This is a genomic window from Salipiger sp. PrR002, from assembly GCF_010500775.1.
GTDB lineage: Bacteria > Pseudomonadota > Alphaproteobacteria > Rhodobacterales > Rhodobacteraceae > Salipiger.
Genome location: NZ_JAAGOU010000009.1, coordinates 186,176 through 207,280, shown reverse-complemented (window position 1 = coordinate 207,280; position 21,105 = coordinate 186,176). Strand labels below are relative to the sequence as shown.

21 protein-coding genes are annotated in these 21,105 nt (G+C 67.4%); 9 read left to right on the top strand and 12 right to left on the bottom strand.

The window, feature by feature from the left end:
* The first annotated feature begins 282 nt into the window (after positions 1-282).
* The 5 genes from G0A00_RS12135 (at position 283) to glnT (ending at position 5,365) form a co-directional block, all read left to right on the top strand.
* The gene (locus tag G0A00_RS12135) at positions 283-918 is read left to right on the top strand and encodes an XRE family transcriptional regulator (RefSeq protein WP_164180242.1); all 636 of its coding nucleotides are present in this window, start codon (positions 283-285) and stop codon (positions 916-918) included.
* A gap of 140 nt (positions 919-1,058) precedes the next feature.
* A complete protein-coding gene (locus G0A00_RS12130) occupies positions 1,059-1,946 on the top strand; it encodes a glutamine amidotransferase family protein (RefSeq protein WP_164180244.1) in 888 nt (295 codons plus the stop codon).
* A gap of 2 nt (positions 1,947-1,948) precedes the next feature.
* Positions 1,949-2,632, top strand: a complete 684-nt coding sequence (locus G0A00_RS12125) for a GXGXG domain-containing protein (protein WP_164180246.1) — start codon at positions 1,949-1,951, stop codon at positions 2,630-2,632.
* Between the two features lie 10 nt (positions 2,633-2,642).
* Positions 2,643-3,968 carry an FMN-binding glutamate synthase family protein gene (locus G0A00_RS12120; protein WP_066109706.1) on the top strand — a complete coding sequence of 442 codons (1,326 nt, stop codon included), beginning with the start codon at positions 2,643-2,645 and terminating at the stop codon, positions 3,966-3,968.
* 80 nt (positions 3,969-4,048) lie between these two features.
* Positions 4,049-5,365 carry a type III glutamate--ammonia ligase gene (gene glnT / locus G0A00_RS12115; RefSeq protein WP_164180248.1) on the top strand — a complete coding sequence of 439 codons (1,317 nt, stop codon included), beginning with the start codon at positions 4,049-4,051 and terminating at the stop codon, positions 5,363-5,365.
* 39 nt (positions 5,366-5,404) lie between these two features.
* Here the strand turns inward: glnT and G0A00_RS12110 are convergent, their stop codons facing one another.
* The 3 genes from G0A00_RS12110 to G0A00_RS12100 all read right to left on the bottom strand — a co-directional run bounded on the left by G0A00_RS12110 (position 5,405) and on the right by G0A00_RS12100 (position 9,756).
* Complete coding sequence (locus G0A00_RS12110) at positions 5,405-6,580, bottom strand: TIGR03862 family flavoprotein (protein ID WP_164180250.1); 1,176 nt, start codon at positions 6,578-6,580, stop codon at positions 5,405-5,407.
* 117 nt (positions 6,581-6,697) lie between these two features.
* The gene (locus tag G0A00_RS12105; RefSeq protein ID WP_164180252.1) at positions 6,698-8,017 is read right to left on the bottom strand and encodes an MFS transporter; all 1,320 of its coding nucleotides are present in this window, start codon (positions 8,015-8,017) and stop codon (positions 6,698-6,700) included.
* Positions 8,018-8,136: 119 nt separating this feature from the next.
* Positions 8,137-9,756, bottom strand: a complete 1,620-nt coding sequence (locus G0A00_RS12100; RefSeq protein WP_164180254.1) for a Na/Pi cotransporter family protein — start codon at positions 9,754-9,756, stop codon at positions 8,137-8,139.
* Between the two features lie 250 nt (positions 9,757-10,006).
* Between G0A00_RS12100 and G0A00_RS12095 the strand changes: the two genes are divergently transcribed.
* Complete coding sequence (locus G0A00_RS12095) at positions 10,007-10,177, top strand: hypothetical protein (RefSeq protein WP_157374271.1); 171 nt, start codon at positions 10,007-10,009, stop codon at positions 10,175-10,177.
* Between the two features lie 107 nt (positions 10,178-10,284).
* Here the strand turns inward: G0A00_RS12095 and G0A00_RS12090 are convergent, their stop codons facing one another.
* Positions 10,285-11,643 (bottom strand): formimidoylglutamate deiminase, encoded by a 1,359-nt coding sequence (locus G0A00_RS12090; RefSeq protein WP_368667695.1) that lies wholly within the window; start codon positions 11,641-11,643, stop codon positions 10,285-10,287.
* Positions 11,644-11,800: 157 nt separating this feature from the next.
* Here G0A00_RS12090 and G0A00_RS12085 point away from each other — a divergent pair, with 157 nt between their 5' ends.
* The gene (locus G0A00_RS12085) at positions 11,801-12,361 is read left to right on the top strand and encodes a HutD family protein (RefSeq protein ID WP_203595354.1); all 561 of its coding nucleotides are present in this window, start codon (positions 11,801-11,803) and stop codon (positions 12,359-12,361) included.
* A 67-nt stretch (positions 12,362-12,428) separates the two neighbouring features.
* On the opposite strand, the gene G0A00_RS12080 is transcribed toward G0A00_RS12085, so the two are convergent.
* The 7 genes from G0A00_RS12080 to G0A00_RS12050 all read right to left on the bottom strand — a co-directional run bounded on the left by G0A00_RS12080 (position 12,429) and on the right by G0A00_RS12050 (position 18,718).
* A complete protein-coding gene (locus tag G0A00_RS12080; protein ID WP_164180256.1) occupies positions 12,429-13,790 on the bottom strand; it encodes a cytosine deaminase in 1,362 nt (453 codons plus the stop codon).
* 28 nt (positions 13,791-13,818) lie between these two features.
* Positions 13,819-14,715 carry a LysR family transcriptional regulator gene (locus G0A00_RS12075; protein ID WP_164180258.1) on the bottom strand — a complete coding sequence of 299 codons (897 nt, stop codon included), beginning with the start codon at positions 14,713-14,715 and terminating at the stop codon, positions 13,819-13,821.
* Between the two features lie 85 nt (positions 14,716-14,800).
* Positions 14,801-15,802, bottom strand: a complete 1,002-nt coding sequence (locus G0A00_RS12070; RefSeq protein ID WP_164180260.1) for an isopenicillin N synthase family oxygenase — start codon at positions 15,800-15,802, stop codon at positions 14,801-14,803.
* A 122-nt stretch (positions 15,803-15,924) separates the two neighbouring features.
* A complete protein-coding gene (locus G0A00_RS12065) occupies positions 15,925-16,743 on the bottom strand; it encodes an ABC transporter permease (RefSeq protein ID WP_203595353.1) in 819 nt (272 codons plus the stop codon).
* Positions 16,743-17,519, bottom strand: coding sequence for an ABC transporter ATP-binding protein (locus G0A00_RS12060; protein ID WP_164180262.1), 777 nt, complete (start codon positions 17,517-17,519; stop codon positions 16,743-16,745). Before G0A00_RS12060 ends, G0A00_RS12065 begins: the two co-directional genes overlap by 1 nt.
* Positions 17,519-18,514, bottom strand: a complete 996-nt coding sequence (locus tag G0A00_RS12055; protein WP_203595352.1) for an ABC transporter substrate-binding protein — start codon at positions 18,512-18,514, stop codon at positions 17,519-17,521. Before G0A00_RS12055 ends, G0A00_RS12060 begins: the two co-directional genes overlap by 1 nt.
* A 15-nt stretch (positions 18,515-18,529) precedes the next feature.
* The gene (locus tag G0A00_RS12050) at positions 18,530-18,718 is read right to left on the bottom strand and encodes a hypothetical protein (RefSeq protein WP_164180264.1); all 189 of its coding nucleotides are present in this window, start codon (positions 18,716-18,718) and stop codon (positions 18,530-18,532) included.
* A 469-nt stretch (positions 18,719-19,187) separates the two neighbouring features.
* On the opposite strand from G0A00_RS12050, the gene G0A00_RS12045 reads away from it, so the two are divergent.
* Together G0A00_RS12045 and G0A00_RS12040 are read left to right on the top strand one after the other, a co-directional pair.
* Positions 19,188-19,703, top strand: a complete 516-nt coding sequence (locus G0A00_RS12045) for a DMT family transporter (RefSeq protein WP_164180266.1) — start codon at positions 19,188-19,190, stop codon at positions 19,701-19,703.
* Positions 19,700-20,119 (top strand): DMT family transporter, encoded by a 420-nt coding sequence (locus G0A00_RS12040; RefSeq protein WP_164180268.1) that lies wholly within the window; start codon positions 19,700-19,702, stop codon positions 20,117-20,119. Before G0A00_RS12045 ends, G0A00_RS12040 begins: the two co-directional genes overlap by 4 nt.
* A gap of 22 nt (positions 20,120-20,141) precedes the next feature.
* Here G0A00_RS12040 and G0A00_RS12035 read toward each other — a convergent pair whose 3' ends face one another.
* Complete coding sequence (locus G0A00_RS12035; protein ID WP_164180270.1) at positions 20,142-21,101, bottom strand: ABC transporter substrate-binding protein; 960 nt, start codon at positions 21,099-21,101, stop codon at positions 20,142-20,144.
* Between the last annotated feature and the right edge of the window lie 4 nt (positions 21,102-21,105).

The window sequence follows — 21,105 nt, the reverse complement described above, 5'->3', positions numbered from 1 at the left end:
GTGGCAGTGTGGCAGTGTGGCAGTGTGGCAGTGTGGCAGTGTGGCAGTGTGGCAGTGTGGCGGGGTGCGGACTGCATAGGGGCGGGGGCATGGGGGCGGATACATCTGGTGACCCGCCACAGAGCCGCATCACAGAGCCGCGCCGCAGTGCCACGAGCGCATGACACATGCGCTGAGGCCGCCATACCCGCCAAATTTTCCTCGTAGGAAAATTCTCTGTCGCAATTGCTGCGGCGCTGCGCCTATGCTGCAGGCCGCAAGCGATCGACAGGAGAGGCGCGCGTGAAGCGACAGGATCAGGCACTCACCCAAGACCCCCATGCCGAGCGCGGCCCGCGCGAGAAGAACCTCGAGGTGGCCATCGGGCGGCAGGTGCGCGATCTGCGCAAGCGCCAGCGCATGACGGGCGCCGAGCTTGCCGCGCAGGCGGGTCTGTCGGTGGGCATGTTGTCGAAGATCGAGAACGGGGTGATCTCGCCCTCGCTCAACACCATCTCGGTGCTGGCGCATGCGCTCCGCGTGCCGCTGGTGCAGCTTTTTGCCGGGTATGAGGAAGAGCGCGGCTGCATCCACGTCAAATCCGGGCAGGGCGTCGAGGTCGAGCGCGCGGGCACCCGCGCCGGCCACCAGTATCACCTGTTGGGGCACCTCGGCTCGAACAACTCGGGCGTCGTCATGGAGCCCTATCTCATCGTGCTCGACAGCGAGAGCGACCTCTTTCCGACCTTTCAGCACGAGGGGCTTGAGATGCTCTATATGCTCGAGGGGCTGCTCAACTACCGCCATGGCGATCAGGAGTATCTGCTGGAGCCGGGCGACTCGCTGTTCTTCGACGCCGACGCGCCGCATGGCCCTGGAGAGCTGGTGCAACTGCCGATCCGCTACCTTGCGATCATCTCCTACCCTCAGGCGCGCTAGCGGGCGCACAGTTTTTGGGCAGTGACGCTCTGCAGGCAGAAACTTTCCATAAGAGATATAAATATTCTTGATGGGAAAGTTTTGCTCCGTTACCCAACAGGGGACGGGCGCGCCGCGCCCCTGACCTGACGGAGAAAACCATGTGTGGCATCGTTGGCCTCTTCCTCAAGAAGGATGACCTGCGCCCCAAGCTGGGCGACATGCTGACCGACATGCTCATCACCATGACCGACCGTGGCCCCGACAGCGCGGGCATCGCGATCTACGGTGATGAGACGGGCGGTCTGAAGATCACCGTGCAGAGCGACACGCCCGACGCGGCCTTTGCCGGTCTTGGCGAGGCGCTGGCCGAGGCCTTTGGCCCCGATGCCACGCTGCGCGTCGTCGACACCCATGCCGTGCTGACCCTGCCGAAAGAGCATGAGGCGGCGGCGCTCGACTGGCTCGAGGTGCGCGGGCTGCGCGTCATGGGCGCGGGCGAGAGCATGGAGATTTTCAAGGAGGTCGGCCTGCCTCGGGACGTGGCGGCCCGCTTTGGCATCCGCGAGATGGGCGGCAGCCACGGCATCGGCCACACCCGCATGGCGACGGAATCGGCGGTGACCACGCTCGGCGCGCACCCGTTCTCGACCGCTGACGACCAGTGCCTCGTGCACAATGGCTCGCTGTCGAACCACAACGACATGCGCCGCCGACTGGCCAAGAAAGGCGTCTTCACCAAGACCGAGAACGACACCGAGGTGGGCGCGGCTTATATCTCCTCGCGCATTGCCGAAGGCGCGACTCTGGGCGAGGCGCTGGAAGGCACGCTCAAGGATCTCGACGGGTTCTTCACCTTCGTCACCGGCACCAAGAACGGCTTCGGCGTGGTGCGCGATCCGGTCGCCTGCAAGCCCGCGGTGATGGCCGAGACCGAAGACTATGTGGCCTTCGCCAGCGAATACCGCGCCTTCGCCGATCTTCCGGGGATCGAGGCCGCCCGCGTGTGGGAGCCCGAACCCGCAACCGTCTACTTCTGGGAGCGCTGAGAATGCCGGTACTGGACATGTCGCAAACGCCGCTGCGCGAAGTGAACGCAGCGCTGCAGAGTGCCGCCAAGGCGCAGGCCAACGAGAGCTTTACCATTGAGAACCCGCGCGGCTCGCATGCCATGGCGGTGGGGCTCGACGGGCCGCTGTCGGTCACCGTGAAGGGCAACACCGGCTATTACTGCGCCGGGATGAACAAGCTCGCCACCGTGCATGTCGAAGGGTCCGCCGGTCCCGGCGTGGCCGAAAACATGATGTCGGGTGAGGTGATCATCGACGGCGACGCCAGCCAATACGCCGGGGCCACCGGCCATGGCGGGCTGCTCAACATCAAGGGCAACGCCAGTTCGCGCTGCGGCATCTCGATGAAGGGCATCGACATCGTCGTGCACGGCAGCATCGGCCACATGTCGGCCTTCATGGCGCAGAAGGGCAATCTGGTCGTTCTGGGCGATGCCGGGGATGCGCTGGGCGACAGTCTCTACGAGGCGCGGCTCTTCGTGCGCGGCACGGTCAAATCGCTGGGCGCCGACTGCGTCGAGAAAGAGATGCGCCCCGAGCATCTCGCCATCCTCAAGGATCTGCTCGAGCGCGCGGGCGCCGATGCCAAGCCCGAAGAGTTCAAGCGCTACGGCTCGGCCCGCAAGCTCTACAACTTCAACATCGACCACGCCGACGAATACTGAGGAGCGGACAATGGACAAGACCCCCCACACCGAGCCGCGCCAGTCCTGGACCTTCTCGCGCGAGGTGAATTCCGAGATCCGCCGCGCGGCGGCGACCGGCATCTATGACATCCGTGGCGGCGGGGCGAAGCGCCGCGTGCCGCATTTCGACGATCTGCTGTTTCTCGGCGCCTCGATCTCGCGTTACCCGCTCGAAGGCTACCGCGAGAAATGCGACACCTCGGTCACGCTCGGCACGCGCTTTGCCAAGAAGCCGATCGAGCTGAAAATTCCGATCACCATCGCGGGCATGTCCTTTGGGGCGCTCTCGGGCAATGCCAAGGAGGCTCTGGGCCGCGGCGCGACGCTGGCAGGCACCTCGACCACCACCGGCGACGGCGGCATGACCGAGGAAGAGCGTGGCCACTCGGAAAAGCTGATCTACCAGTATCTCCCCAGCCGCTACGGCATGAACCCCGACGATCTGCGCCGCGCCGATGCCATCGAAGTGGTCGTGGGGCAGGGTGCCAAGCCGGGCGGCGGCGGCATGCTGCTGGGCCAGAAGATCACCGAACGGGTCGCCGGGATGCGCGATCTGCCGGTGGGCATCGACCAGCGCTCGGCCTGCCGTCACCCCGACTGGACCGGGCCGGACGATCTGGAGATCAAGATCCTCGAGCTGCGCGAGATCACCAATTGGGAAAAGCCGATCTACATCAAGGTCGGCGGCGCGCGGCCCTATTATGACACTGCGCTCGCGGTGAAGGCCGGGGCCGATGTGGTGGTGCTCGACGGGATGCAGGGCGGCACCGCCGCGACGCAGGATGTGTTCATCGAGAACGTCGGCCTGCCGACGCTGGCGTGCATCCGCCCCGCCGTGCAGGCGCTGCAGGATCTGGGCATGCACCGCGAGGTGCAACTGGTGGTCTCGGGCGGCATCCGCACCGGCGCCGATGTGGCCAAGGCGCTGGCTCTGGGGGCCGATGCGGTCGCCATCGGCACCGCCGCTCTGGTTGCGCTTGGCGATAATGATCCCAAATGGGAAGACGAGTACCGCAAGCTCGGCACCACCGCCGGGGCCTATGACGACTGGCACGAAGGGCGCGATCCGGCGGGCATCACCACGCAGGATCCCGACCTCATGGCGCGGCTCGATCCCATCGCTGCGGGACGCCGTTTGCGCAACTACCTCAACGTGATGACGCTGGAATGCCAGACCATCGCGCGCGCCTGCGGCAAGAGCCATGTGCACAATCTTGAACCAGAAGACCTCTGCGCGCTGACCATGGAGGCCGCCGCAATGGCGCGCGTGCCGCTCGCCGGGACAGAGTGGTACCCGGGCAAGCCGGGCTTCTGAACCGGCTGCAAGCGACGGGAAGACAGGGCGAGGGCGCGCAGACGCCCCGCCCGCCACAACAGGGAACGAAAGGTATCGCCATGGCCGATCTGGCTGAATTCGCCCGCGAACGCGGCATCAAGTACTTCATGATCTCCTACACCGATCTCTTCGGGGGCCAGCGCGCCAAGCTGGTGCCCGCGCAGGCGATCGCGGACATGCAAGAAGACGGCGCGGGGTTCGCCGGTTTCGCCACGTGGCTCGACCTCACCCCGGCGCATCCCGACATGCTGGCGGTGCCCGACGCCGCGGCGGCGATCCAGCTGCCGTGGAAGCCCGAGGTGGCATGGGTGCCCGCCGATTGCGTCATGGAAGGCGCGCCGGTGGATCAGGCGCCGCGCAACGTGCTGCGCAAACTGGTCGATGAGGCCGCCTCCGAGGGGCTGCGGGTGAAGACCGGCATCGAGGCCGAGTTCTTCCTGCTCACCCCCGAGGGCACGCAAATCTCGGACCCTTTCGATACCGCCGAGAAACCCTGCTACGACCAGCAGGCGGTGATGCGCCGCTACGATGTGATCGCCGAGATCTGCGATTACATGCTGGAACTGGGTTGGGGCCCGTATCAGAACGACCACGAGGACGCCAACGGCCAGTTCGAGATGAACTGGGAGTTCGCCGACGCGCTGGTCACCGCCGACCGCCACAGCTTCTTCAAGTTCATGGTGAAATCGGTCGCTGAAAAGCACGGGCTACGGGCCACCTTCATGCCCAAGCCGATCGAAGGGCTGACCGGCAACGGCTGCCACGCGCATATCTCGGTCTGGGATCTGGACGGCAAGACCAACGCTTTCGCCGGAGATGCCGGTGGCCAGATCGGCGAGGTCGGCCTTTCCGAGCAGGGCGGGCACTTCCTTGGCGGCATCATGAAGCACGCCGAGGCGCTGGCCGCGATCACCAACCCCACGGTCAACAGCTACAAGCGCATCAACGCGCCGCGCACCATGTCGGGCGCAACTTGGGCGCCGAACACCGTCACATGGACCGGCAACAACCGCACTCATATGGTGCGCGTGCCGGGGCCGGGCCGCTTCGAGCTGCGGCTGCCGGATGGTGCGGTGAACCCCTACCTGTTGCAGGCGGTGATCATCGCCGCGGGTCTGTCGGGCGTCCGCTCCAAGGCCGATCCGGGCCAGCGCTACGACATCGACATGTATGCCGAAGGCCACACGGTGACGGATGCGCCGAAACTGCCGCTGAACCTGCTGGATGCGATCCGTGCCTATGATGCGGATGAGGAACTCAAGGCGATGATGGGCGCCGAGTTCTCGGCCTCCTACGCCAAGATGAAGTTGCAGGAGTGGAATTCCTTCGTGTCGCATTTCTCCCGCTGGGAGAAAGACAACACGCTGGATATCTGACGCCATGGCGCGCCCGCCAAGCCCTGAGGCGGCGGGCGCCTAACCCAGCCGTGCCGCCGCCGCGCGTCCGGACCAAAGGCCGGTGGCAAGGCAGCCGGTCAGCAGATAGCCCCCGGTCGGGGCCTCCCAATCGAGCATCTCTCCGGCAACGAATGTGCCGGGACGGTGCTTCAGCATCAGCCCTTCGTCGAGCGCCGCGAAGGGCACGCCGCCCGCCACAGAGATCGCCTCGTCCAGCGGGCGCAGCCCTTCATGCGGCACCGGCAGCGCCTTGAGCAGGGTCGCCAGCGCGGCCGGGTCGTCGGGCAGGGGCCGCGCGCATTCCATCAGCAGGGCGCGGGCGGCGGGCGAGAGTTTCACCACCTTGCGCAGATGGTTCGACAGGCTCTGCTTGCCGCGCGGGCGGGCGAGGCGCTTGGCCAGCGTGTCGCGCTCGATGTCGGGGCAGAGATCAACCTCCAGCGGCGCGCCTTCGCGCAGCGCCGGCGACAGCGGGTAGAGCCCGCCACCTTCGAGCCCGCGTGCCGAGATCACCGCCTCGCCGCGCGAGCGCTGCGTGCCTGCGCGGAAGGCGAGCCCTTTCAGCGGGGCGCCAAACTGGGCCTTCATATGCTGCGACCATGCCACCACCAACCCGGCGTTGGCCGGGGCAAAGGGGGTCACGGGCAGGCCCTCGGTGGAGAAGATCCCGGCCCAGCTTCCGTCCGAGCCGAGCCGCGCCCAGCTTGCACCGCCAAGCGCCAGCACGGTCACCTCGGGGGTCAGCCGCTGCGGCCCCTCGGGCGTGTCCATCAGCACCGCATCGCCGTCCCAGCCGGTCCAGCGCCAGCGGGTGTGCCGCTCGAGCCCCATGCCGTCGAGCCGCGCCAGCCATGCGCGCAGCAGCGGCGAGGCCTTCATGCCATGCGGAAACACCCGCCCGGTGGAGCCGGTGAACAGCGTTTGTCCAAGCCCCTCGGCCCAATGCATCACCTCCTCGGGCGGGAAGGCCGAGAGCATCGGACGCAGATCCGTCGCAGCCTCGCCATAGGCCGAGAGGAAAGCGGCGAAAGGCTCGGCCTTGGTGATGTTCAGCCCGGATTTTCCGGCCATCAGCAGCTTGCGCCCGATCGAGGGTTTCGCCTCGGCCAGCGTCACGCCATGGCCCGCCGACAGCAGCGCCTCGGCGGCCATCAGCCCGGCGGGTCCGCCGCCGATCACCAGCGCGCGGCTCATGTGCGGCGCGCCTTGCGGCTGTGGCCGCGGCGGGCTCTATATGCTGTCATCGTTTGCATGGCTCTGTCTTGCCTCGCCTGCGCGGCGGGCACAAGTTCCCGGCGCTGCGGTGGCGGCTCAGAATTTCGTCGCCCATGTGGGATGCGCGTCGTCGATCACCAGCGCATGGCGGTGGCGGGGACCGCTTTTGAGGTGCGGATGATCGCGCGGCAGGTTCTCATGCGTGTGCTCAACCTCGGTCGGATCGCCCGCGGGCCAGAGCCGCAGAGCAAGCAGCATGCCGACACCGGAAAGCGCGGCGAGAACGATCAGCGCGGGCACCGTGCCAAAGCTTGTCATCAGCCAGCCCGAGAGCGGGTAGGTGAGCAGCCAGCACGCGTGGCTGAGGGCGAATTGCGCGGCAAAGAGCGCCGGGCGGTCTTCGGGATGGGCAGAGCGGCGCAGCAGCCGTCCCGAAGGCGTCAGCACCGCCGAATATCCCAGCCCGATCAGCATCCACGACAGCAGCAGCAGGCCCCAGCTGAGGCCCATGCGGGCGGTCAGCGCGGCCAGAACAAGCAGCACCGCGACCATCAGCGCGGCGCCGCCGAGCATCACCGGGCGGTCCGGCAGGCGATCCAGCAGCCGCGGCAGCAGCAGTGCCGCAAGCATCGAGCCCGCGCCGAAGGCAAACATCGTCCAGCCAAGCGCGCTGGCGGGCAGGCCAAGCTGGCCGCGCACCAGCACCACGGAATTGACCAGCACCATCGCCCCGGCGGCGGAGACAGCGAGGTTCAGCGCCAAGAGGCCGCGCAGCCGTGGCGTGGCGAGATAGATGCGGATGCCGCGGGTGGTGCGCTCATAGATGCCGCGCGGGGCGGCGGGCTGCGGGCTCGGCAGCAGCACCGAGACGACCAGAAGCGCCGAGCCAAGAAAGCCCGCGACCGTGCCGAAGAACAGCGCGTTGTAGCTCATCACCGACAGCAGCAGGGCGGCGAGGGTGGGGCTGACGATATTCTCCAGATCATAGGCGAGGCGCGAGAGCGACAGCGCGCGGGTGTAGCGCGCCTCGTCGGGCAGCACGTCGGGGATGGTCGCCTGAAAGGTCGGTGTGAAACCCGCCGAGGCCGATTGCAGCACGAAAATCAGCAGATACACCTGCCAGACCTCGGTGACGAAGGGCAGCGCCAGAGCCACCGCCGCGCGCAGCAGGTCGAGCCCGACCAGAAGCGCCCGACGGTTGACCCGGTCGGCGAAGGCTCCGGCGATCGGGGCGATGCCCACATAGGCAACCATCTTGATGGTAAACACCGCGCCCAGCACCATCGCCGCGTTCTCGCCCGCAAGGTCGAAGGCCAGCAGCCCAAGCGCCACTGTGGCCAGACCGGTGCCGAGCAGGGCGACGATCTGCGCTAGGAAAAGGTGCCTGTAGGCGCGGTCAGAGAGGATCTCGAGCATGGGGCCTCGCCGGCAGGCTGGGTTTATACGGGCTGAGCCTAACCGCGCGATGCGCGTTGGCCAAACCCGAACGCTTGGGCAACCGCCGAAATTTTGTCCCTGCAGATCAGTCCTGCACCTCAATCCTGCGCGACGTCGATCCGAGCCTCTTCCGACGCGGTGGCGGCGGGCGCAGAGGTTGGCGCTGCCGCGTTCTGATGCACCCGGATGCGCCACAGGTGATAGCAGGTCCTGTGCAGCCAGCGCAGCGCGTCAAGCTGGTGCAGGGCGTCTTCATCGGTGATCCGCCCGGTCACCGCCGCATCGACGATCCGGTCGCGTGGGCGCTTGCGCTGATCGCGGGCCAGTTGCCGCAGCCGGTCCAGCGCGGCCTCGGCGGCGATCGGATCCTCGGGCCGCGCCTGACAGGCGGCGCCGCGCGCGACGAGGCCGCTCAGACGCCGCAGCCGGTGCGTGCTGGCCAGCGCCGCGACGCGCTCGGCCTGCTCGCGGCGGTGCAGCAGCCGGAACAGGTGGTCGATGGCATGAAAGGCGCTGCCGATGATCGCCGCTTGCGCGCGATCCGCCTCGGTCAGACGGATGCGGTCGAGATAGGCGCGCAGTTCGGTCAGCGCGGCGCGCAATTCGCCCGGCTCATAGCTCGGCGCATTCTGCGGCGGTGTGTTCCCGAGCCGCTGGACCAGCAGATCGCAGGTCGCGGTGTTCAGCCTGCCCAAACACTCCCGCGCCAGCACCGTGGCGACCCGCGGCTCGCTCACCAGCGCGGGGTCGAGCTCTGCGGTGAGCGGGGTGCCGCGCTCGGGGATCAGCCATTCGATCAGCCGTGCAAAGGGCCGGGCGAGGGGCAGCACCAAGATCACGCCCAGACCGTTGAACAGCGTGTGGAAGCCGACAAGCGCGATCTGCCCGCTCCCCTCGGCGATCCACGGCGCTACGAGAGAGGCGTAAGGGCCGAGCAGCGCAAGTGCCATGATCCCGGTCAGCACGTTGTAGATCACATGCGCCGAGCCGGTGCGCCGGGTCATCGTGCCGCCGCCGACGGTGGCCAGCAGCGCGGTGAAGGTCGTGCCGACATCCATGCCGATCACCAGCGCGGCGGCCTGTGGGAAGTTGATCGCCCCGGCGCCAAGCGCCGCAAGCGCCGTGGCCACACCGGCGCTCGAGGATTGCGTGACCAGCGTGATCAGCAGCCCGATGCCCACAAGCTGCAACCGGCCCCAGAAGCTGTCATCGGGGAAATCCGACGGGGTGACGACGCCCTCGAAGGCTTCGAGCCCGTCCTTCAGATGATCGATGCCGATGAACAGCAGCCCAAAGCCCGCCAGCGCCTGTCCGAGCGCCGCAAGCCGCGGACGGCCCGACAGATGCAGCACCGCACCAAGGAAGATCACCGGCAACACCGCTTCGCCGAGGTCGAGCTTGAAGCCGAGCGTGGCGACCATCCAACCGGTGAGCGTGGTGCCGATATTGGCGCCGAAGATGATCCCCAGCGCCTGCGGGAAGGTCAGGATCCCGGCGGCGACAAAGCCGACGGCGGTCACCGTCGTGGCGCTGGAGGATTGCACCACCGCCGTGGTCAGCGCGCCGGTCACCGCGCCGCTGAGCGGGGTGCGGGTGAACCGGGCGAGAATCTCGCGCATCTGCCGCCCGGCAAGGCCCTTGAGCCCGCCGGTGAGCATCAGCATCCCCACAAGGAAAATGCCGACGCCGCCCAGAGCAGAGAGAATGTTCCACACCATGGATCAGCCATAGCACCAAGGCGCCAATCGCGCGACGTCGCTCGGCGTCGCAGCTGCGCGACGGCGCGGCGGGCTGGTGGATATGTCTTCGGGGAGAGCGGCGCCTATCCCACCGGCTAGGTCGCTATCCGCCGGGTGCCGCCGCCCATCCCTGCGCGGGTCCTGCGCCGACCGGGGTGGGCTGGTAGAACAGTTTCACCGGCCCGCGACACCTACGGACCGGCCCGAGATTTCACGAAGGAGAGTGAAAATGGTCAAAGGTCTTCTGAAGCTGGCTGGTTACCGGGTCGAGTATGTCTGTGACTGGGGCGTCTACGAGCGCCGCTACGGCGATCTGGAATACCACATGAACTACCCGGTCCACCCCGAGATGCGGATCGCCCCGCCTTGGGCTGAAAAGCGGATCGTGCGCAAAGGCTGAAATCCCGCCTTTCAAATCCGTCCTGTCAGATGTCTGGGCCCTGCCGTGGTCGTCCCTTAGCGGATGCGCCGGGCGGGGCCTTCTCTTTGCGGGATGCCGCGCCGCTATCAGTGCTGGCTCTGCGCCAGATCGAGCATGGCCGCGCGGAAGGCGGCGCTGATCTCGTCGCGGTGCAGGTGGCGGCCCTGCGCCACGCGCTTCTCGCTGCGGGCCCAGACGCAATCCACCGTGATGCCATCGGCAAAGACCCAGTGATCCAGCAACTGTTCGCGCGGCACATGCGGCGCGGCGCGGGTGTCGAGCGAGACCAGATCGCCGGGCGCGCCAACGCCGATGCCAGCCGCACAGCCAAGCGCCGCGGCGCCGCCGTTCAGCGCGCCCTCGAAAAGATGCCGCCCGGTGGAGCCGCCGGGGCGGGCCACCACGTTGCGCGCGCGCAGCCCGAGCCGCTGGGAATATTCGAGGCTGCGCAGTTCTTCGGTCAGCGAGATGCGGATGTTGGAATCGGAACCCACGCCAAAGCGGCCACCGGCCCCGAGATAACCGGGGGCGTCGAAGATGCCGTCGCCCAGATTGGCCTCGGTGATCGGGCAAAGACCGGCGATGGCGCCGCGCGTGGCCGCGCCGCGTGTCTCGTCGGCGGTCATATGCGTGGCGTGGATCAGGCACCAGCGCGCGTCGAGGGGGGCATTCTCGAGCAGCCATTCCACCGGGCGCGCGCCGGACCACGCGAGGCAATCCTCCACTTCCTTGACCTGCTCGGCCACATGGATGTGGATCGGCCCGCCCTGCGCAAGCGGCAGCACCTCGGCCAGATCCTCCGGCGTCGCGGCGCGCAGGCTGTGCGGCGCGATCCCGAGAACGCTGCCGGGAAGATCGCCGAGGATGCCCCGGCAGGCCTCATGCAGGCGGGCGAAACGGTCGGGCTCGTTGATGAAGCGGCGCTGGCCTTCGTTGGGCGCGGTGCCGCCAAAGCCCGAGCGGGCATAGAACACCGGCAACAGGGTCAGCCCCAGCCCGGTCGCGCGGCTGGCTTCGGCGATGCGTGCGGCCATCTCGCCGATCTCGGCATAGGGCGCGCCATCCTTGTCGTGGTGCAGATAGTGGAACTCGCCGACGCGGGTGAACCCCGCCTCCAGCATCTCCATGTAAAGCTGCGCCGCCACCGCCTGAACGTGCTCGGGCGTCATCGACAGGGCAAAGCGGTACATGGTCTCGCGCCAGCTCCAAAAGCTGTCGTCGCCGGGGCCGCGCAGCTCTGCAAGGCCCGCCATGGCACGTTGGAAGGCGTGGCTGTGCAGGTTCCCGGTGCCCGGCAGAAGGTAGGCGTGACGCTCGTCTCCGGCGCTCGGCGGCGTGGCGGTCTCCACGGCGGTGATCTCGCCATCCTGCAGGGTGAGCCGGACATCCTTTGCCCAGCCATCGGGAAGAAGTGCGTGTTCCGCGTGGAGCGTCGTCATTGCCATGTTTGCCTGCCTCACCTGTCAGCGCCCGGGCGCCGCGTGCCTGCGATGGGAACACGGCTTGTCCGTCCGTTTTTATGTATATACAATACAGGGGCAGGGGAAGCGGAAAGATCGAGCCGCAGGGGCTCAACGCCGCTTCTTCGCCGGGCGAGGTCAGATGATGAGCGATGCGATCCACAGGCGGGCAGAGCGGCACTTCGCGCCGTGGAAGAACGGCGGCGGCGAGACTGCAGAGATCATCTGCGTGCCGCAGGGCGCGGGGTTCGATGATTTCGCGTGGCGCATCAGCACGGCGAAGGTCGAAGGCTCCGGGCCATTTTCGACCTTTGCGGCCGTGTCGCGCAATCTGACGGTGCTGGAGGGCGGCGCGATGAGCCTGACCGTCGGGTCCGGCCCGCCGGTGCGTCTTGATACGGCGAGCGGCCCCTTTGCTTTCAGCGGCGAAACGCCCTGCACGGCAGAGCTTCACGGGGCCGGGCTGCTCGATCTCAACGTCATGGTGCGGGCGCCCTATCGCTGTGCGGTTCTTCGCGAGGGAGAGGCGCTGCCCGAGGCGGCTGCGCCGCGCGCAAGTTATCTCTTTGCGCTTCGGGATCTGCCGAAGATGGGGCTGCAAAAGCACGACCTGCGCGATCTGGGCGAAGGGGTGCCGACCGGGATGGCTGAGGTTCCCGCAGGCGCGCTGCTGATCGTGATCTCTGACGAAGCCGAGATCTAAGCGCACTCTCTGATCCGGGCCTTTTCGGGCCAGCGTTCACCCGCTGGCCCGTTGATCTTGCGCGACCTCAGGCCGCTTCGTGCGCGGCGGGCACAAGGTCCAGCGCGGCGTATGAGGGCAGGGCCACGTCCAGCAGCTTTCCGGCACGCAGCAGCAGGCGGTCGGACTGCGGGCGGGCGATGACCTGATCCATGCTCCACGCCTCCAGCACCATCAGATCGGCACGCTGCCCGACGCCGAGGCTGCCACCCTCATGGCCAGTGATGCCCGCGGGGGCGGGCCCGGCCAGCGCGGCAGCGGCGCCGAGCGGGTGGTCGAGATGGCAGATCCGCACCGCCTCGCGCCATGTGTCGAGCATGTCGTGATCGCCATAGGCGTAGAACGGATCGCGGCAGTTGTCCCCGGCCACGGCCACCGGCACACCGGCCTCGCGCAGCTCGTGCAGCGGCATCACCCCGCGCCAGCGCGGCGTGCGGCCCGGCACCCGGTCCTGCAGGTACATGTTCACCGTTGGCAGGGTGATCAGCGACAGACCGGCCTCTTTCACCAGCGCAATCGCCGCATGCATCTCATCCTCGGGCAGGCGCGCGAGCGAGCAGCAGTGGCCACAGGTCACGCGCCCCTCGTAGCCGTGACGGATCGCGGCGCGGGCGACATGCGACAGAGCCCCGCCCTCGGCGGCTTCATCCACATGCAGGTCAATGTCGAGATCACGCTCGCGCGCCAGCGTGAACAGCCGGTCGAGCAGCGCGTCGATATCGCTCAGCGAGCCGTGAGTGCCGCCCGAGGCGCGGGTCACTCCGCCGATGAGCCCACCATGCCGCGCGACGAGATCGGCTAGATGCGGCGCATAATCTGTCCCCCATGCATCCAGCGGCACCAGCGCCACCGCCTGCAGCGCGATGCGGTCCTTCCATGCCTCGCGGGTCTCGGCAAAAGCGCCCCATGTGGTCTCGCCCTGTCCCTCGTGGCTGTCGAGATGGGTGCGGATCGCGGCGACGCCATGGGCCTCGGCGCAGGAGAGGCCGAAGTCCATACGGCGGATCAGGTCGTCATGACGCCAGTGGGCGATCCGGTCCTGCGTGGTGGCCTCGCGGGCACCGGCGTGGGTGCCACCCGAGTCCGGTGCGCGGCCCAGAACGTGGCCCTTGTCGAGATGGGTATGCGCGTCGATCAGCATCGGCCAGACGTGGCGCCCGCCAAGATCGACCGTGCAGGCGCTTGCCTCCAGCCGTCCGGGCGCTTCGAGGGCGGCGATCCGTCCGCCTTTGATCAGCATGTCCACGCTGGCGGATCCGCTCGCGTCCACGGGCGCGCCAGCGGGGGCGCCGCCCCTGAGCAAAGCCTCGGGGCAGCGCAGGCTCTGCAGCAGCAGGTCGCCGCCGGACGCCAGCGCCTCGGTCAGCGGGCGGGGGGTGGTCTGGGTCATCTTGTCGGTTCCGTATGTCTGGGACGGCTCAGGCGTCGCCTTTGCCGAATTGGTCGTGGATCGCCTGCATGAAGCCATCGGCGGCGGGCGACAGCGCGCCGCGGCTGCGGTGCACGAGGCTGAGCCGCTGCCGCCCAGCGGCGGCCAGAAGCGGCAGAAAGGCGAGATCGCCGTCGCGCAGTTCCTGATCCACATCGACCCGGTTGAGGAAGGTCACATTGGGCGGCTGGCGCACCAGCCGTTTCATCATCTCGGTGGAGTTGGTCTCGACCGCCGGGCGCAGATCGGCGGTGGCCGGGGCGAGGTTCTCGATCAGTGGGCGCAGCGACAGCCGGTGCGAGGCGAGGATCAGCGGGTAGATCAGGCAATCGGCGACGCGGACGTTGGGCTTGGCGGTGAGCGGATGGCCGGGGGCGACCACCGCGCCGAGCCGGTGCTGGAACACCGCGACAAGCTGCATGCGGTTGTCCTGCGGCAGGTTGTAGCCAAGGCCGATCTCGGCCTCGCCCGAGGCCACCATCTCCATCAGCCCCGCGCGGTCGCAGACCGTTATCTTCAGATCGACGCGCGGATGCCGCTCGCGGTAGTCGGCCACCACATCGGCCAGCCGCCCGGCGGCGAGCGTGGCCATTGTCGCCACCGTCACCGTGCCATGGCTCTGCCCCTTCAGCGCGTGGATGCGTGCCTGCAGGCGGTCATGGTCGCGCAGTGTCTCGCGGATATGAGCGATCAAGAGCTCGCCCGGTGCGGTCAGCTTCAGCCCCTTGGGCAGCCGCTCGAAGATCGGCACGCCAAAGTCGGCCTCAACCTCGAGCACCTGACGGTTCACCGCAGAGGCGGCGACGTTGAGCTCGCGCGCTGCCTTGCGGATAGAGCCCTGACGGGCGACCTCGTCGATGTAGCGCAATGCGCGGCCGTGCAGCATGGACCTTCCGAAGCTGGGTCTCGCAGGGATCGAGACCCCGCCCTTTTTCGTGATGTTGTCACCCGGAAGGCCCATGCTCAACGCCTTACTTCTTGGCGGCCTTGGCGGCGGCGAAGTTGGCGTTGATGCGCATGGTCAGATAGTCACCCGCGGTGATCGGCTCGTATTTGCCAAGCGGGCCCTGCATGACCGCATCACGGTTGGCCTGACAGAAGAACGGCAGCGACAGGCGGCGGCCCTTGTATTCGCCCTCGTTGGGCATGCGCACGCGGTGCAGGGTCGACTGCAGCTGATCGTCAGACCAGCGCATCAGCATGTCGCCGATGTTGCAGGTGATGTAGCCGCGGCGCGGCGGCACGTCGGTCCATGCGTTGGAGCCCGCGTCCTTGCCGGGGCAGACCTGCAGCCCGCCTTCACCTTCCTTCTGGTGCAGGATGGTGAGGCAGTCGAAATCGCTGTGCGCCCCGGCGCGCCATGCCTTGAAGTCCTCGGGCTTGGCGTCTTCCATCGACATGTAGTGAATGAGGCGCAGGGTCGACTGGTATTGGTCGGACTCGGGGTCATGGGCGTGGGTGAAGAAATCCTCGGGGAAGCCCATCTTCAGCGCGAAGCACGACAGGATCCGCATGCCCAGTTCCCAGTTCTGGCGCTCGAACTTCAGCGCGCGCTCCTTGAAGCGGGGCAGTTCTTCCTCGGTCGGCCATTTGCCCTCCATCAGCGGGCGGGTGACCTGATAGCTTTCCTTGTTGTCCGGCGTGCCGGTGGAGGGGCGCACCTGCGCCTTGAATTCCCACCCTGCGTTGGTGCCCTTGGGCATCGGATATTGCGCCTTCACCTCGGTCGGCAGTTCGAAGAACTCCCATGCGGTGTCGAAGGCGGCGTCGATGTCGTCCTCGGGGATGCCGTGGTTGTAGACCTGAAAGAAGCCGATGCCGGTGGAGGCCTCCCAGAGCGCGTCGGCGATCTCGTGCTTGCGGTTTTCGAAGTCCGAGAGGTCGATGGCGGGCACGTCACGCTCGATGGTGCTGCCCATGCCGCCGATGGTAGTTTCCTTGTTCAGCTCGGCAAGGTCGTAGTTGGTGCTCATTGCAGTCTCCAAAGTAGGTCGCCGGAGGCTCCGGCAGGGTGGGGAGCAATGTCCGGGCCGGGGCCTGACTGCTTCTACTCCGGGGGATGCACCGGGCGGCGGGCCGCCCGGCACAGATAGGGTTAGCGCTTGCGCGGCAGGCTCCAGGGGAAGAGCAGCTTCTGCGCCCAGCTCACCGCCTGAAACAGCGCCAGCGACATGGCGGCGAGGACGAAGAGCCCGGCCCAGGCCTGCGGCAGTTTGAACATCGAGGTCGAGAACTGGATGAAATAGCCGACGCCCGCATCCGAGGCGCAGAACTCGGCCACCACCGCGCCGATCACTGCCAGCGTCACCGAGATTTTCAGCGCCGAGAAGATGTAGGGCACGGCAAAGGGAAGCCGAATCTGGGTGATCTCGCGGAACGCCGGGGCGCGCAGGCTGCGCGACAGCTCGATGAGTTCCGGCGGTGTGGCGGCAAGACCGGTGGCGGTGGAGACCACCAGCGGGAAGAAGCAGATCAGCGTGGTGATGACGATGCGCGGCGCGTCGCCGGCGCCCAGCACCACGATGATGATCGGCGCGATCGCCACGACCGGCGTCGACTGCACGATCACCAGCAGCGGATAGAGCGTACGGTTGAGCGCCGGCGAGCGCACCAGCGCGATGGCCAGCGGAATGGCGATGGCGATGGCCAGCGCAAAGCCCAGCAGCGCCACCCTCAGCGTTGCCCAGAGATGGCCGACCCAACGCTCTGCCCCGATGCTGGGGAAGGTCGAGAAGATCGCGCTGGGCGCGGGCAGCAGGTAGCTCGGGATATCGAGCGTGCGGGCGGCAAGCTCCCAGAGCGCCACGGTGCCAAGGATGGTGAGAACCGCAGCGACGCCGGGCGCGGCCAGCAGGCGGCGCAGGTCGGGGCGTTTGCTCTCGGGCTTGGTGTAATCTGGCATGGAGAGAGTCATCAGGCGGCGTCCCTTTGCAACAGCAGGTCCCGCAGGTGGGCGGCAAGCTCGGTCACGGCGGGATCCTTGATCGTCTCGCGGCCGCGCGGACGGGCGACGGGCACCGGCAGTTCGGTCAGCACCGAGCCGGGGCGGCCGGTCATCACCAGCACGCGGTCGGCGAGCAGCGCCGCCTCGCTGACGGAATGGGTGATGAAGACCACGGTCTTGGGCCGTTCGCCGAAGATGCGGAGAAGGTCGAACCCCATCTCCTCGCGGGTCAGCGCGTCGAGCGCCGAGAAGGGCTCGTCCATCAACAGAATGTCGGGGTCCATGTGCAGCGCGCGGGCGATGCCGACGCGTTGCTGCATGCCGCCCGAAAGCTCGTCCGGCAGGCGCTTGCCGAAGCCCTCGAGCCCGACCATGCGCAAAAGCTCCTGCGCGCGGTCGCGGTCGTGGCTGCCCACCCGTCCGCGCTTGTGGCGGACGGGGAACATGACGTTGTCTTCGATAGTGGCCCAAGGCAGCAGCGTCGGCTTCTGGAAGACGATGCCGATGTCCTCGCGCGGAGCGGTGACCCGCCGCCCGAACACCTCGACCGCGCCCGATGTGGGCTCCAGCAGTCCGGCGATCATGCGCAGCAAGGTGGACTTGCCGCAGCCCGAGGGGCCGAGCACGGCGAGAAACTCGTGCCGGGCGACCTCGAAGCTGACATTGCGCAGGGCCTCCACCCGGCCCGAGCCGGTCTCAAAGACCTGACCCAGCCGGTCGAAGCGAATGGCGGCGGGCGTTTCCATCAGCCTTCCCCGCCGGGCTGGAAGCTGCGGGTGACGAAATCTTCGGCGCCATGCGCGCTTTCATCCAGTCCCTGCGCCGCGGCGACGCGGGTCCATGTGGCGGCAAGGCGGCCCGGCTCGAAGACGCCGAGGCCGTCCTCTTCGGTGACATCGTTGAACACCAGCCCCAGCATATCGTTCAGCGAGCCGAGCACGTCGCCATGCTCCAGTTCGGGCACCATGTTGACCACCGATTGCGCGGCCTCTTCGGGGTTGGTCTGGCAGAATTCGATGGATTTCTTGAAGGCGGCGACGAAGCGCGCGGCCACTTCGGGACGCTCGGCAAGGAAGGCGTCATTGGCGTTGAGCGCGGCGGAGTAAAGCTCGAGCCCGGCGGCAGACCACGGCAGCGCGATGATCTCTTTGCCCGCGTCCTTGCCCTGTCCGGTGTAGCGCGACAGATCGGTCATCCATGCCACGATGCCGTCGACCTGACCGGTCATCAGCATCGGCCCAAGCGCGCCCGCGTCGGCCTTGGTCAGTTCGAGGTCGGCCTCGGTCAGCCCCACATCCTGCAGCACCAGCGGCAGGTAGACATTGGACGAGGTGAAGGGCGAGGTGGCGATCTTCTTGCCCTTCACGTCCGCCACGCTGTCAAAGCCGCTGTCTTTCACGGTGTAGAAGGCGTGCGGGCCCTTGTTGAACACCGACAGCACCGAGGTGACGCCGACGCCTTCTTGCGCCTTGGCGGCCATCAGCGCGCCGATGTCGGCCATGCCGATGTCGGACGATCCGGCGGCGAGGCGCGAGATCGCATCCGACGAGCCGCGGCCCGAGGCGATGGTCACGTCGAGGCCTGCATCGGCGCAGAAGCCCTGATCGACGCAGACATAGATCGGTGCCTTGTCGCCGCCGGGCAGCCAGTCGAGCTGATAGGTGACGGGATCGCCGGCGAGCGCGGTGGTGGCGCTGAGCGCGAAAGCCAATGCCGCGAGCGGGGTGGATTTGGACATCATGATGGGGGCCTCTCCCTAGTGTGCGATTTTGTTGGACAGTTGCAGTCGGTCGATCTCGGCGCGGCGGATGCCGTCAGACAGCATCCGGTCGCGGGCACAGCGCCGCCGTTCCGGATCTGCGCACATCAGGCAGGTCCGGCACTTATGCGCCGCAAGATCGGGGTTTTGTATTTTGTCGTTAAAAAGCAGATGCTTGCTGGACATATTGGCCTCGTCAGTGTCGGAACGACTGGCGAGCAATGTCCAGGACGGGGTCCAGACCGCTTCTACTCGTGCCCTGATTTATGGAACGGCAATTGCAGTGCGATCAACGGGAAAACGTGAGTTTTCACGCTGCGTATATTTCGGGCAATATTGGCGAGGCGGAGCGCAATTCGAGCAGGCTAAAGAATTGCTGCGGTGAAAATACAGGAATAATCGCCAATAAAACGGGGGAGAGGCGGCGCAGTCGGCGCGCGAAATGATTGAAATTTAGCCGTACTCATTTTGCGAACGGTTGACGTGCAAAAATTCTTCCACGGCGCAGCGGGGTTTCGGAGGCGCGTGCGGAACGCGCAGGTGGGATGTGCGTCACGAGAGGTACCCTCCGGCGCTCTGGCTGGCTATGGGTGGCAGGAGATTCCCGGTGACCTCGCGTCGCCTTGCAGTTGCCCATTCCGCCCAAGGACCGCCGATGCCCGCCTCAGACACCGCCCCCCACCGCGCCGGATCACCGGGCGCCCCGCATCCGCTGGAGATCGCTGCGGCGCTTTGCGCGGGCAGCCTGCTGACCCTCATGCTGCTGAGCAACGGCATGATGGCCGCGCATACGACGCCGGTCTTCGCCTCGCTCACCGCCCATGGCGTGGGCTCGGTGGTGGCGGCGGCGCTGCTTGGGCTCTTTTGGATGCGCCGCCCCTCGGCGCAGCGCGGTCAGCCTCGGCGGCGGGCGCCGCTCTGGGCCTATCTCGGCGGTGTCTCGGGGGCGCTGACGGTGGTGCTGTCGACGGTCGTGGTGAACTCCTCGCTGGCGCTGACTGGCACGCTGGCGCTGGGGCTGGCGGGGCAAGTGGTACTGGCGCTGATCTTCGACATCACCGGGGCGCTGGGGCTGGAGAAGCGCATGCCGCGCCGCAATGACCTCTTGGCGCTGGCGGCGATCGTGGCGGGCACACTGCTGATCATCTTCGCGCGGGGGAGCGGGCAATGATCTTTCTCATCTGTCTTGGTGTCGCGGCGGGGATGCTTGTCACGCTCTCGCGGCAACTCAACGGGCGGCTGGCGCTGACCACCTCGGCGATGCAGTCGTCTTTCTGGAACCATCTCGTCGGATTTGTGGTGCTGGTGCCCTGCGCGCTGATCGCCGGAAGCCTCTGGCCCGAGACGGCGGCGAGCGCGCCGATCTTCGCGTGGGCAGGCGGCGCGATCGGGGTGATCTTTGTGGCCAGCGGCAGCTGGCTGATCCCGCGGCTCGGCGCGGCGCTGACCGGCGGGCTGCTGGTGGCGGGGCAGATGCTGTCGAGCGTGTCGCTCGATCTGCTGCGCGGCGAGGGGGGCGTTTTGTGGATGCAGATCGCCGGTGTGGCGCTGATCCTGCTGGGGGTCTGGCTGAGCCGCCGACGCTAGGCGCCGACGGCTGAGGTCGTGCTCAGGGCAGCGCCACGGCGTCCGGCGCGGCCTTGCGCAGGGCGTCGGGGGCGAAATTGGCGAGCATCGCGTCAAGGCTCACCGCCTCACCCTTCACCACGCCTTTCGACAGCACCCAATCCGCTTCATCGACCAGCAACTCGGCCAGCGCGGTGTCGAGCTTCAGGCCGATGTCCACATCCTCCCACATGCCAGCGAGCGCGGCGGGCGACATGGCGCCCTGCATCGAGGCGCTGACCGCTTCCATTGCCGCCTCGGGGTCGGCGGCCACATCGGCGTCGGCCTTGGCCAATGCGCCCATGAAGGCCTCGAGATCCGCTGCGCGCGCGCCGGTCATCTCGGGCGAGGCGGCGAGGATGTAATGCACGTCATAGCCCGGCACGCGCAGTTCTGCGTAGTCATCGCCCAGCGTGCTGGCGGCGGCACCGTAGAAGGTGGGGAAGGGCACGATGGCGTCGAGGTCGCCGCGCGCCAGCGCCGGCACCAGATCGGGCGGGGCGGCGCCGACGATCTCCGCCGAGACACCGGCGTCGGCCAGAACCTCTTCGAGATAGAAGTTTACATTGGTGCCGATGGTGGTGCCGATCCGCTTGCCAGCGAGCTCCGCCGGCGCGGCGATCTCGCCGCCTGCGCTGTTGACGATCACCCGCGAGCCGGTGAAGCGCGCCAGATCGCCGATCACCGAGAACTCCTGACCAGTCAGCGCGCCCACGGCGGCGGGGAATTCGGCCATGAAGGTCACATCGACCTGCCCGCCGACCATCGCCTCGAACCCCTCGCGGCCGGTGCGAAAGGCGACAAACTCGATGTCGAGCCCGGCATCCTCGAAGTAGCCCTTCTGGATCGCCACATCCACCTGCGGCGTCTGCGGGTTCGGGGTCCATGCGAAGGTGAGGGTCTCGGCCTGCGCGCCAAGCGGGGCCAGCAGCGCGCCGAGCGCAAGGATGGAAAGATGTTTCATGATG